The organism is Polaromonas sp., assembly GCF_031411155.1.
In the GTDB taxonomy this organism is placed as follows: domain Bacteria; phylum Pseudomonadota; class Gammaproteobacteria; order Burkholderiales; family Burkholderiaceae_C; genus Polaromonas.
In genome coordinates this window covers 1-11576 of the sequence record NZ_JANOAL010000046.1, presented here as the reverse complement: position 1 = coordinate 11576, position 11576 = coordinate 1, and the positions used below count along the sequence as shown (strand labels likewise).

General features: G+C 60.6%; 12 protein-coding genes. 4 read left to right on the top strand and 8 right to left on the bottom strand.

Annotated elements, in window-relative coordinates; all coding sequences use genetic code 11:
* Both RMO23_RS02300 and RMO23_RS02295 read left to right on the top strand, forming a co-directional pair.
* Window positions 1–462, top strand: a 462-nt coding sequence (locus tag RMO23_RS02300) for a tripartite tricarboxylate transporter substrate-binding protein (protein WP_309678481.1), incomplete at its 5' end; no start/stop codon positions are given.
* Between the two features lie 18 nt (window positions 463–480).
* Window positions 481–741, top strand: coding sequence for a substrate-binding domain-containing protein (locus RMO23_RS02295; RefSeq protein WP_405041551.1), 261 nt, complete (start codon window positions 481–483; stop codon window positions 739–741).
* A 50-nt stretch (window positions 742–791) separates the two neighbouring features.
* Here the strand turns inward: RMO23_RS02295 and dhaK are convergent, their stop codons facing one another.
* The 8 genes from dhaK to RMO23_RS02255 all read right to left on the bottom strand — a co-directional run bounded on the left by dhaK (window position 792) and on the right by RMO23_RS02255 (window position 9360).
* Complete coding sequence (gene dhaK, locus RMO23_RS02290; RefSeq protein ID WP_309678479.1) at window positions 792–1781, bottom strand: dihydroxyacetone kinase subunit DhaK; 990 nt, start codon at window positions 1779–1781, stop codon at window positions 792–794.
* Window positions 1782–1822: 41 nt separating this feature from the next.
* The gene (gene dhaL / locus RMO23_RS02285) at window positions 1823–2419 is read right to left on the bottom strand and encodes a dihydroxyacetone kinase subunit DhaL (RefSeq protein ID WP_309678478.1); all 597 of its coding nucleotides are present in this window, start codon (window positions 2417–2419) and stop codon (window positions 1823–1825) included.
* A gap of 21 nt (window positions 2420–2440) precedes the next feature.
* The gene (locus RMO23_RS02280; RefSeq protein WP_309678477.1) at window positions 2441–3472 is read right to left on the bottom strand and encodes an ABC transporter ATP-binding protein; all 1032 of its coding nucleotides are present in this window, start codon (window positions 3470–3472) and stop codon (window positions 2441–2443) included.
* Window positions 3465–4592, bottom strand: coding sequence for an ABC transporter ATP-binding protein (locus RMO23_RS02275; protein WP_309678476.1), 1128 nt, complete (start codon window positions 4590–4592; stop codon window positions 3465–3467). Before RMO23_RS02275 ends, RMO23_RS02280 begins: the two co-directional genes overlap by 8 nt.
* Window positions 4593–4861: 269 nt before the next feature.
* On the bottom strand, window positions 4862–5818 hold the full coding sequence (locus RMO23_RS02270; protein ID WP_309678475.1) for a carbohydrate ABC transporter permease: 957 nt from the start codon (window positions 5816–5818) through the stop codon (window positions 4862–4864).
* A 20-nt stretch (window positions 5819–5838) separates the two neighbouring features.
* Window positions 5839–6675: a sugar ABC transporter permease gene (locus RMO23_RS02265; protein WP_309678474.1), complete on the bottom strand. Its 837-nt coding sequence runs from the start codon at window positions 6673–6675 to the stop codon at window positions 5839–5841.
* A 245-nt stretch (window positions 6676–6920) separates the two neighbouring features.
* Complete coding sequence (locus RMO23_RS02260; RefSeq protein ID WP_309678473.1) at window positions 6921–8261, bottom strand: extracellular solute-binding protein; 1341 nt, start codon at window positions 8259–8261, stop codon at window positions 6921–6923.
* A 64-nt stretch (window positions 8262–8325) separates the two neighbouring features.
* Complete coding sequence (locus RMO23_RS02255; RefSeq protein ID WP_309678472.1) at window positions 8326–9360, bottom strand: LacI family DNA-binding transcriptional regulator; 1035 nt, start codon at window positions 9358–9360, stop codon at window positions 8326–8328.
* A gap of 414 nt (window positions 9361–9774) precedes the next feature.
* Here RMO23_RS02255 and RMO23_RS02250 point away from each other — a divergent pair, with 414 nt between their 5' ends.
* Both RMO23_RS02250 and RMO23_RS02245 read left to right on the top strand, forming a co-directional pair.
* Window positions 9775–11154: an FAD-containing oxidoreductase gene (locus RMO23_RS02250; RefSeq protein WP_309678471.1), complete on the top strand. Its 1380-nt coding sequence runs from the start codon at window positions 9775–9777 to the stop codon at window positions 11152–11154.
* Window positions 11155–11261: 107 nt separating this feature from the next.
* On the top strand, window positions 11262–11567 hold the full coding sequence (locus tag RMO23_RS02245) for a hypothetical protein (RefSeq protein WP_309678470.1): 306 nt from the start codon (window positions 11262–11264) through the stop codon (window positions 11565–11567).
* Window positions 11568–11576 lie beyond the last annotated feature (9 nt).

Below are 11576 nucleotides of genomic sequence, written 5' to 3'. Positions count from 1 at the left end.
TTCAAGCAGACCGCCGGCATCTTCATGCTGGGCATTCCCTACCGTGGCGGCGGCCCGATGATGACCGACATCCTGGGCGGCACCATCAAGATCATGTTCATCAACCAGGACGTGGCGCTGCAGCATGTCAAGGCCGGCAAGCTGCGCGCGCTCGCCGTCACCAGTGCCCAGCGCAACCCGCTGTACCCGGACGTGCCGACAATTGCCGAGTCGGGTTACAAGGGCTTTGAGGCGCTGTCCTGGTCCGGCATTTCGGCGCCCAAGGGCACGCCCCAGCCCATCATCGACAAGCTCGAGGCCGCCATGGTGCAGGCCCTGCAGTCGGCTGCTGTCAGGCAGCGCCTGGAGTCGCAGGGCTTTGTGGTGCCGACACCGGGCGCCAAACCCTACACCGCCTTCGTCAAGAGCGAAGAAGCGCGCTGGACCAAGGTCATCAAGACGGCCGGCATCAAGGCCGAATAGGCGGCACGCGACGCCACCCTGGGCGTGGGCGCCCTGTTCGAGTGCTGCCGGCGCGGCCTGCAGGTGCCCGGGCAGATGGCGGTGGTCGGCTTCTCGGACCTGGCGATTGCTGCCGCCTGCTGGCCGACCCTGACCACCGTGCGGGTGCAGTCGCGCGAGCTCGGTTGCCGCGCCGGCCGTCAGCTGCTGCAGCGCCTGGGCGGGCCCAGCGAAGATGCCGGCCGCCCGGCCAAGGTCACCGACCTGGGGTTTGAGATCATTGAGCGCGAGAGCGCATAAGCTGTGGATCGCAGGCTTGGTGCAGAGGAAAGGTTGGGCGAGCGTACGGTTCACATTCCCCAGCGCAATGCCGAGGTATGAACGGCGGCATCCCAAAGCGCCAGGATTTCGGCGTCAGCCACGGTCACAGTAATGGAGCAGCCCGCCATTTCAAGCGAGGTGACGTAGGAGCCGGTCAGGTAGCGCACCGGCTCAATGCCCGCAGCGCCAAGCACTTTGCGCGCGGCATTGACCATCAGGTACAGCTCCAGCATGGGGGTGCCGCCAAATCCGTTGACCAGCAGAATTACCTCTTGCCCAGCTTTGAGTGACAGGTCTTTAATGACAGCGCCGGTCAACTCGGCTGCAATGGCATCGGCACTGGCCAGAGGCACGCGCCGGCGTCCCGGCTCACCGTGGATACCCACACCAACCTCCATATCCCCGGCACTGATCTGAAAGGTTGGTTTACCCGCCGCGGGAACGGTACAAGAGGTGAGCGCCACGCCCATCGAGGCCGTGGCCTTGTTCACTGCATCACCCAAGGCCTTGAGTTGGCCCAGGTTGTCGCCGCGCTCGGCTGCAGCGCCCAGAATTTTCTCAACAATGAGCGTGCCCGCCACCCCCCGCCGACCCGTGGTGTGCGTGGAATTTTCCACCGCCACGTCGTCGTTGACGATGACCATGGCGTTGTCCTGGTCCAGCATTTCGGCAGCCATCTCAAAGTTCATCATGTCGCCGGAATAGTTTTTGACGATGAACAACACGCCCGCGCCGCCGTCCACAGCCTGGGCGGCATTGAGCATTTGGTTGGGTGTGGGAGAAGTGAAGATTTGCCCCGGACAGGCGGCATCGAGCATGCCGTGGCCGACAAAGCCGGCGTGCAGCGGCTCGTGGCCCGCGCCGCCGCCGGAAATCAGGGCCACCTTGCCGGGCTTGATGTCCTTGCGACGCACAAATTCGCGCTCTTCGCCCAACACCAGAATGTCGGCGTGGGCTGCGGCAAAACCGTCAAGTGATTCGGCCAGAACATTGTCAACGTGATTGATAAGATTTTTCATGGGAAGCCTCGGTGGCAGAAGAAGGGAGGAAATCGGAAAACTCAGGCGTCGGCCAGGCTGTCGCACACGGAACCGATGATCAAGGCCATGGAGCGCGAGCCAGGATCGACATGCCCTTTGGCACGATCACCCAGAAACGACGAGCGCCCGCGGGTAGCGTCCATCTGGGCGGTGGCGGCGGCGCTGTCAAAGGCACACTGACGCACGCGGGCCATCAAATCGTCACCGCCTTGCGCCAGCACCTTTTGCACCGGATCGAGCACATCAAGCAGCGTTTTTTGTCCGACCTCGGCCTTGCCCAGACGGGTCAGCGCCTCGATGCTGGCGCGCAACGCCGGGGCAAAATCAGCGACTGCGGGCCTGGTCGGCAGCTCTTTGCCCAGCGTGATGAGCAGCGTGCCAAAGACCGGGCCCGATGAGCCACCGATCATGGCGATGCAGGTCTTGCCCATGGTTTTGAGCGCATCGTTGAGGCTGCAATCCTGCATGTCGGGCAGTTTGGCTTGAATCGCCTGGGCGCCTCGCTTCATGTTCAGGCCATGGTCGCCATCGCCAATGGCTTGGTCGAGCTTGGTCAATTCTTCGAGATGATCGACCAGCGTTTGGGTGGCGTTTTGAATGATTTTATGCAATGACATAGTGAATTTCCATTCGAAAAATTAAGCGCGTATGCGCTGGCCTGCGCTGTCGAACCAAAGGCTTTGCAACAGCGCCATGCGTACCGTTTCGCCAGGCTCGAAAAGATGTCCCGGCAGCGCGGAGGCGATCAGGTCATGCTCGCTGCCTGCCAGTCCCACGTGCACCAGATGCTGGTCACTCAAGCGCTCGATGCGCTTGACTTGAACTTGCGTGTGCGCGCTGCCCGCCTGGTCGCAGCGACGCAGGTGTACATGTTCCGCGCGCACGCCCAGGGTGGCCACCTGTGGCGGCACCGCCAGTTCCGGCAAGGCCGCGCGCGACAACAAATTGATGCGCGGCGACCCCAGACGGCTGGCCACACTCACGCTGACCGGGTCTTCGTACACCTGCTGCGGCGTGCCCAGTTGCACCAGTTGCCCGTGATCGAGCACGCCAATGCGACTGGCCAAAGTAAGCGCCTCGATCTGGTCGTGGGTCACGTACAGCATGGTGGCACCCAGATCCTGCTGGATGCGCTTGAGTTCCAGCCTGAGGTCGTTGCGCAATTTCGCGTCGAGCGAGGACAGCGGCTCATCCATCAGATACACCGCGGGACTGCGCACCAGCGCCCGCCCGATGGCCACGCGCTGCATTTGCCCGCCCGAGAGTTTGGTGGCCGGGTTTTGCAACTTGTCTTCCATGCGTAACATGCGCGCCACCTCGAGCACCTTGGTGCGGATGTCGGCCTCGCTGGTTTTGCGTAGCGGCGAGCGCAGTGGAAACGCCAGGTTGTCATAAACACTCAGATGGGGGTAGAGCGAATACTGCTGAAACACAAAGGTCACATCGCGCAGCGCCGGTGCCACCTTGGTGACATCGCGCCCGTCGATGAACACCCGACCGCTGTCGGGTGCTTCCAAACCCGCCACCAAGCGCAGCGTGGTGGTTTTGCCGGCCCCGCTGGGGCCCAACAACACGATGAACTCGCCGCTGGCGACCTCAATGTTGAGGTGCTGCACGGCAGCGGTGGCGCCAAAACTTTTGCTGACGCCGACAAGTTTCAGATCAGCCATGGAGAACTCCTCGTGCACGGGGTGCACCCACCGGTACATCGTCGCGCAGGGTGCGGATGGATCGGCCACTGGCCTGGTCAAACAGCGTGATCTGAGCCACGTCAAACGCCAGTCCAACATGGTCTCCGCGGCGCACCGGGGTCTTGACGTCAATCTTGGCGCGCAGCGTGCTGCCGGGTGCCGTGGCCAGTGTCACGATCTGGCAGGTACCCAGGTATTCGGTGCCCAGCACCTCGGCGCGGAAGGCCGAATCTCCCGTGAGACTGCCATGCTCAGGGCGCACACCGTAGAGCAAGGGGCGCGCAGGCACCGCCTCGCACAAGGCCGGCAGGCCCACTGGCGCCGCGCCAATGGTGGCTGAGGTGGCACCGCTGGCCAGAGCCGCTTCAAACGGGATGAAATTCATTGACGGCGAACCCATGAAATCGGCCACAAACACGGTAGCCGGACGCTCGTAAATTTCTTGCGGAGCACCGAGCTGCTCGATCACGCCCTGGTTCATGATGGCGATCTTGTCAGCCATGAACATGGCTTCACGCTGGTCGTGCGTGACATACACCGTGGTGGCACCCAGGCGGTCATGCAGGTTACGCAGTTCTTCGCACATCATTTCGCGAAACTCGGCATCGAGCGCGCCCAATGGCTCGTCCATCATGAAGGCCAGCGGCTGCCGCACGATGGCGCGACCCAAGGCGACCCGTTGGCGGTCCCCACTGGTGAGGCCCGAGACGGATTTGTCCAGCAGTTCGGTGATTTGCAAGGTGCGGGCGGCATCAAGCACGCGCTGCTTGATCTCGGCGCGTGCCATGCCCTGCGACACCAGCGGGAAGGCGATGTTCTGGCGCACGTTCATGTGCGGATACAAGGCGAACATCTGGAACACAAAGGCGATGTCACGGGCCGAAGCACGCTTGCGGGTGACGTCTTCTCCGCCCAAAAATATCTGACCGGAGGTGGGCAACTCCAGACCGGCAATCATGCGCAGTGTTGTGGTTTTGCCGCAGCCCGAAGGCCCGAGCAGACAGAAAAACTCACCGTCATTGACAGTGAAAGAGGAGTCTTTCACTGCCGTGAACTCGGCGAAGGCCTTGTGCAGTTGTTGAACACGAATTTCAGCCATGGCTATGTCTCATTGGGATGCCTTATTGGGGAAACTTCGAGACCACCATGAACATCACGGTGCCCAAAAGCATGGTCGCAAACGACCATGTGTACAAGACGAGTGCAAAAGGTTGCAACAGCATCAAAATGCCAACGCAAATAACAGCGCAGGCCAATAGCTCCATGGGCCCACGGCGCAGCCACCGCGGCCAACGGCCAGCGGCAGCCGAAACGGTGGCCAATGGTGTTGAAGGAGTCACAGCTGACATACAGTTTTCCTTTAAGTCTTTACTTGCGTACGGCGCCAAAGGTGATGCCACGCAGCAAGTGCTTGCGCAACAACACGGTGAAAACCAGGATCGGCAACAAGAACAAGGTAGTACCCGCGGCCACGGCCGGCCAGTCCTGCCCGCCTTCGCCGATGATGATGGGAATGAAGGGGGGCGCGGTCTGGGCCTCACCCGACGTCAGCAACACGGCAAAGGCATATTCGTTCCAGGAGAAGATCAGACAAAAAATGGCGGTAGCAACAATGCCCGTGGTGGCCTGTGGCAGTACCACCTTGCGAAACGCCTGCAGCCGGGTGTAGCCATCGACCATGGCGGCTTCTTCATACTCACGCGGAATCTCGTCGATAAAGCCCTTGAGAAGCCAGACTGCCAGCGAAATGTTGACCGCGCAATAGAGCAGGATCATGCCCATGCGGGTGTCTGAAAGCCCCAGCTCGCGGTACATCAGGTAAATCGGAATGGCCACCGCGATCGGCGGCATCATGCGGGTCGACAAGATGAAGAACAGCAAATCGTCTTTGAGCGGCACCTTGAAGCGCGAAAACGCATAGGCGGCCATCACGCCAAAGCTCACGGAAAGAATCGTGGAGCCGAAGGCAATGATGAGCGAATTGATAAAACGCGGGACAAAGTTGGACTGGCCGGCCACGACCATGTTGTTGGCGCGCGCCACCTCTTCACACTTGTCTGCCGCCGCGGGTAGTGCGGCAATGTATTCCGGGCTCTGGCGCGAACGGGTGGTGAACAGATTGCAGAAGCCTTCCGCCGACGGCGAGAACACCACCTTGGGTGGGTAGCTGATGGCGTCAGACGGACTTTTGATGCTGGTAAGAATGATCCACGCCAGTGGAATGATGGTGACGAGTGCGTATAACGCCACCAAAAAGCCGGCCACCCAACGCGCGCTGGCGCTTGGCTCTACCACCGAGTGTGCTGCGCTGATACGTTTGCTCATGACTGTCCTTAGCGACTGGTTTAGCGATTTTTCACGTAGTTGAGGGCTTTGACATAAATGTTCGCCATGCCAAACACGGCGACGAACAAAATGATGGCAAAGGCGGACGAGTAACCCGTGCGCCATTTTTCGAACGCCTCGCGTTTGAGCGTGATCGATGCCAATTCAGTCGCTGAGCCCGGACCACCGGACGTGAGCAGGTTGACCATGTCAAACATCTTGAAATTTTCGATGCCGCGAAACAGCACCGCCAGCATGATGAAGGGCAAGACCATGGGCAGGGTGATCGACCAGAACTGGCGCCATTTGGAAGCGCGATCCACCTCGGCAGCCTCGTAGATGTAGTCTGGAATGGAGCGCAAACCGGCCAGGCAGATCAGCATCACATACGGTGTCCACATCCAGGTGTCCACAATGATGATGGCCCAGGGTGCCAGCTTGACCGAGCCCAGCATCTCGAACGATGAGGCCGGCACACCCGACAGATAGGCCACGGCGTAATTGAACAGCCCAACCTGTGGCTGGTACAAAAATGCCCAGAAGTTGCCCACCACCGCGGGCGACAGCATCATGGGAACAAGGATCAATGTCGTCAAGAACCCATGGCCACGAAACTTGCGGTCAATCAGATAGGCCAATGTAAAACCGATGACCATCTGCAACAGGATGGTCCAGAACAGGAAGTGCGCGGTGGTCTGCATCGCCATCCAGATGTCGGGATCACTCAAGACAGACACATAGTTGTCGATGCCGACATCGCTGATGGCGGCATTCGGACGATTGGCCTTGAAATTGGTGAACGACAGCTTGATGGTCCAAATCAAGGGAAAAATGTTGATCATCAACAGAATCAACATGGTGGGACCGATGAACAGCCAGGCAATGGCGCGGTCAGACAGTCCTCGCAAAGAGTCTGCCATGGCCGGTGGCGTGACAAGCGCGGTTCGCTCAATGGCACTTTTGAGAGTCATGGTATGAGACATTCCAGTCCGCCTGTGTAGTATTACAAAAATAGTGATTGAAATCAGTACCCGACCTGCCAAGCACGTCTCCGAGCAAGAAACCCAAGCCCGGTGTGCTTCGCAAGTCAAAGGGTCAGCACCTATTTCAGCTTGCCGTCGTCCTTGAAGACCTTCTTCCAGTCGTCAGCCAGCGCATCGAGTGCTTCCTTGGCCGTGCCTTTGTCGGCTACGACGTAGTCGTGAATACGCTTTTGCATGGCCAGCATCAGCTGGGCATAAGACGGCTCGGCCCAGAAGTCGGTCACCATGCCCATGGAGTCGAGGAAAGCCTGGGCATAAGGCGCGCTCTTGGCATAACCGGGGTCGTTCAGCACGGCCTTGTGGGCCGATGAGCCACCGATGGCTTGCCATTTTTTCTGCACGTCAGGCGATGCAAACCACTTGATGTACTGCAGCGACTCATTCTTGTTGGCCGAGTACGACACCACCGAGATGCCCTGTCCGCCCAGCTGCACGCCTTTGGCCTTGTCAGCCGGGTTGGCAAAGAAGCCAATCTTGGCGCCGCCCACGTTCGGGTCCTTGTTCAGGCCGGGAAAGAAGGCGAACCAGTTCATCATCATGGCGACCTGGCCCGACTTGAATGCATCCAGCCCCTCACCCATGTAGGCGTTGGTCAAGCCGGGAGCGGTACTGCCCTTGTACAAGGATTTGTAGAACTCCAGGCCCTTGACGGCATCCGCCGAATTGACGAAACCGTCCATGGCGTAGGGCTTTTGCGGATCCTGGTATTTGAAGCCCATGGGATAGAGGACGTTGGTCACACCCATGGTGATGCCCTCCGAACCACGCTCGGTGAAAACGTAGGCGCCATACACTTTCTTGCCATCGATCATGCGGCCCTGGAAGAATTCAGAAACTTGCTTGAATTCGGTCCAGGTCTTGGGTGGCGCCAGATCACGGCTGTATTTCTTCTTGAACTCCGCTTGCAGCTCGGGCTTGGCAAACCAGTCCTTGCGGTAAGTCCAGCCCACCGCGTCGGCCATTGCGGGCAAGGCCCAGTAGTTGGGGCTGTTCTTCGGCCACTCCGCATAGCCGGTCACGGTGGCCGGCATGAAGTCGGTCATCTTGATGCCTTCCTTGGCGAAGAAGTCATTGAGCTTGACGTAGTGGCCGCTCTCGGCGGACCCACCAATCCACTGGCTGTCGCCGATGATCAGGTCGCACAGCTTGCCCTTGGAATTGAGCTCGTTGAGCATGCGATCAGCGAAATTGGGCCAGGGCACAAATTCAAACTTCATTTTGATGCCGCTCTTGGCCGTAAAGTCTTTGGATAGCTCAACCAGGGCATTGGCCGGATCCCAAGCCGCCCAGCAGAGGGTGATCGTCTTGTCCTGAGCCTGAGCCGCTGTACCCCCCAAAGTCAATGCCGCTGCCATGGCCAGGGTGGCCATGGCTGGTAGTTTTTTCAATACTTGTTTCATGACAGTAGTCTCCTAATAATCTATTTCAGACCGTACACACCAGCACACATATCTGGCCACCGCTTCAATGAAGGTTTTCGGCAGTCAAGATCTCTACACGCGGCTGCACTACATTGAGTGCGCCGCGCACGTTCTCGCAAAGTCCGCGCAGCACGCGTGCTGCCGTCAATACACAGTAGTGAATGTCTTGATGAAGCGCATAGGACAGTTCGCCACTGATCAGCAACGACTGATGCAACTCCGTGAAGTCATGCGCCACCAGGCCTTGCGCATGCGCCAGGCCCAATTCAGTCAGGGCACGTACCACGCCGGCACTACCAGAGCCCACGCTGTAGAGGCCAGCCAGACGCGCTGGATCCGTGTCTTTTTGCAAAAATTGCATGAGCGCTTGATAAGTACCCTCGTCGTCTGGCGGCAGATCGGGCAAGCGCAGCACGGACAGTCGAGCAAACCGCTCTTCAATGACCTGGGCAAAGCCGATTCGGCGCTCAATCTCGGCCGACAAGCGCGTGGCCTGCGACAGCAGTAGCAAGGTGTCGCGCCGAGGTGCACCGGCCATGCGCGCCAGCAGCAAGCCTGCGGTACGGCCGGCAGCGCGGTTGTCGGCCCCGACATACACCTCACGCATGGAGCCCGCCACGTCCGAGAACAAGGTGACCACATGCACACCGGCACGCACCTGTTCGTTGATGGCCAGCTTCACCGCTGGCAGGTCGGGTGCGAGCAGGGCAATGCCGTCACAGTCACCCACCTGCGCCAGATCGGCCGCAAACCGCACAGGGTCATCGGCATTGAAGCGGTAGGTGACCTCGGTGATGTGCTGATGCCGAAAATCACCCGCAGTCTGGGCTATCTGACGCTCAACCTGATCGAAAAAGTGCGACTCACCGTCTGGCAACACATACGCAAAGCGAAAGTTTTCACGCAGGCGTGGCCGCCCCCGCAGCACCGTTGGTTCGCCCAGTGCCGCGACGGCCTGCACCACCTTTTGCACGGTTTCGGCATTGACGCCCGGGCGCCCATTGAGAACCCTGTCCACCGTGGCAGTGCCAACACCGGCATGGCGGGCAATATCGGCGATCGTGGATGTACTGGTCATGGCTTGATTGATATGTTTGATGTGAATTTTTATTTACATCAATAATTAAATCAATCAGGGTTTTCACCGAAACCGTGCAACTTTTTTTTAAAAAAGGTTTCCAGATGATTCCATTGAAGGGATGCGATTCGACAAGGGCCAGGTGGCCGCATAGCAACCCGGCGGTGGTTTCCCGGTGGAGGCCGGTCTGATACTTTGCCCGGGACGGTTGAATTTCCTGTCCGCGTGTGCCCGTGTGCGCGATTTTGCGATTGGGTGAGAATGGGGGCGCCGGTGAACCGACCCGGGCCAAGGCGCGAAACTGCCTTCGCAACGTGAGTCAAGCTGGGCAATCGGTTCGCCGCCGCACCGCCCGGTGCGCGTCCTGCGGGCTGCGCGGCAATTGACGCTGTGGAAGACGCCAAGGAGATGGACATGACGCAACACTTCGACGCGATCATCATCGGCACCGGCCAAGCCGGCCCCGCACTCGCCGCGCGGCTATCGGGCGCGGATATGAAGCTAGCGGTCATAGAGCGCAAGTTGTTCGGCGGCACCTGCGTGAACACCGGCTGCATCCCCACCAAGACCCTGGTCGCCAGCGCCTACGCCGCACAACTGGCGCGCCGCGCCGCCGAGTACGGCGTGACGATAGGCACCGAGGTGGGCGTCGACATGAAGCGGGTGAAGGCACGCAAGGACGAGATCGCCGGCCGCTCCAGCCGCGGCGTGGAACAGTGGATGCGCGGTTTGGGTAGCTGCATGGTCTACCAGGGCCATGCCCGCTTCGAGAGCCCGCGTAGCGTGCGGGTGAACGGTGAGCTGCTGGAGGCGGACCGGATCTTTGTCAACGTTGGCGGCCGCGCCATGGTCCCGCCCATGCCCGGGCTGGATCAGCTGCCTTATCTCACCAACTCGAGCATGATGGACGTGGATTTTCTGCCGGAGCACCTGATCGTCATCGGCGGCAGCTACATCGGCCTCGAGTTCGGCCAGATGTACCGGCGCTTCGGGTCCCGGGTGACGATTGTCGAGAAAGGCCCGCGCCTGATCCAGCGCGAGGACGAGGACGTGTCGCGGGCGGTGCAGGAAATCCTGGAAGGCGAGGGAATCGACATTCGCCTCAACGCCGAGTGCATGACTGCGCGCAGGGAGGGCGAGCGCCTCGTCGTCGGGCTGGACTGCGCTTCCGGGGAGCGCGACGTGGCGGGCTCGCATCTGCTGCTCGCGGTCGGGCGTGTGCCCAACACCGACGACCTGGGGCTCGACCGGGCGGGGGTCGCAACCGACGCGCGCGGTTTCATCACGGTGGACGAGCAACTGCGCACCAACGTGCCGGGAATCTGGGCGCTGGGCGACTGCAACGGCCGCGGCGCGTTCACCCACACCGCGTACAACGACTACGAGATCGTCGCCGCCAACCTGCTCGACAACGACCCGCGCAAGGTGTCAGACCGCATCGCGGCCTACGCCCTGTTCATCGACCCGCCGCTAGGCCGCGTGGGCATGACCGAATCGCAAGCCAGGCAATCCGGGCGCAAGGTGCTGATCGGCACCCGGCCCATGACGCGCGTTTCGCGCGCGGTGGAAAAAGGCGAGAGCCAGGGCTTCATGAAGGTGCTCGTCGACGCGCAAACCAGGGAGATCCTCGGCGCCGCCATCCTGGGCCTGACCGGCGACGAGGTGATTCACTCGCTGCTCGATGTGATGTACGCCAAAGCACCCTACACCACCATCAGTCGCGCGATGCACATCCATCCAACGGTGTCCGAGTTGGTACCCACGCTGCTGCAGGAGTTGCGGCCGCTCGAATAGCGGCGGGTGGCGCAGGCAGCGGGCTGAAGGGATGTTTCCGCAAACGGCTTGAGCCAGACCGGCGGTCGGAGTAACCTGATCGCACAGTTGAAAGTGATGGCTGATGAATGGAACTCCCTTTCCACGTGCTGCTGTACCGGTATTTCTTCTTCGCCTGGCTGTTCATGGACGTCAACCAGTGCGATCTGTTCGCGCGCGCGGCCGCCTGGCACCACAACAAGGGCCAGGCCCACTGGCTGCCGCGCTACATCAAGCGCTACCTGGTCAGCGGCGCCCTGCTCTTCGCGACCGGCTGGCTGATCGAGCACGCCAGCCCCCTGGTCTCCGCCTTCTTCTACGTGCCCGGTGTGATGTCGGTCCCCCTGGCGACCGTCGCGGGCGTGGCCTGGATAGGGTTTCAGGTCTGGGACTGAGGGCTGCCT